Origin of the sequence: Fibrella rubiginis (assembly GCF_017353185.1) — a bacterium.
GTDB lineage: Bacteria > Bacteroidota > Bacteroidia > Cytophagales > Spirosomataceae > Fibrella > Fibrella rubiginis.
In genome coordinates this window covers 1-591 of sequence record NZ_JAFMYV010000041.1, presented here as the reverse complement: position 1 = coordinate 591, position 591 = coordinate 1, and the positions used below count along the sequence as shown (strand labels likewise).

Here is a 591-nt window from a genome sequence, read left to right as displayed (position 1 = left end):
GAAAGAAAATTACTACGCCCAAAAGAGACTTTGCTGAAGTAGAAATTATTGATGCTACTGGAAAACCCATCGGTGAGTTTGATGGTATTGACATGAAATCGGGTACATTCATTGAAGATAAGTCAGCTACAGGCATAGGAACAATTAACCCCAGAACAGGAAAACCATTTCAAACAGCAGAACAATGGGCTGCGAAGCAAGTCTATACAAAATCTGTCAACAGAATTGAAAATCTTAAAAAGGCGGCGGCAACACGAGCCACAAAATCGGGATCTTCCTCCATTCCTTCGCTGGGCGAAATTAAAGATTTCAAAAATCTTCATTTCGTTATAGATAGTAAAGATTCCAGTATTGCCAGCGCTGTAGCAGACCAATTGGCCAACTTAAAAAAGCAATATCCTGATTGGAATTTCACTGCCGAATTTGGCAAATAATCAATTCACACACACAAATATGTCCGTTGCTTTCCATATTCCTAATTCCCCTGACTCGCTATATGTGCCAGTAGCGTCTGAAGCCTTTTTTGACAAATACTGGGCGAAAAAATCAGTCTTGGAAGAACTAGAATTTATTCCTCAATTTGGAATGGGT

1 protein-coding gene is annotated in these 591 nt (G+C 39.4%); it reads left to right on the top strand.

Annotated features, from left to right (window positions below; all coding sequences use genetic code 11):
* Window positions 1-434 (top strand): hypothetical protein (locus J2I47_RS26380; RefSeq protein ID WP_207367623.1); only part of this gene is annotated, 434 nt, incomplete at its 5' end.
* Window positions 435-591: the final 157 nt, after the last annotated feature.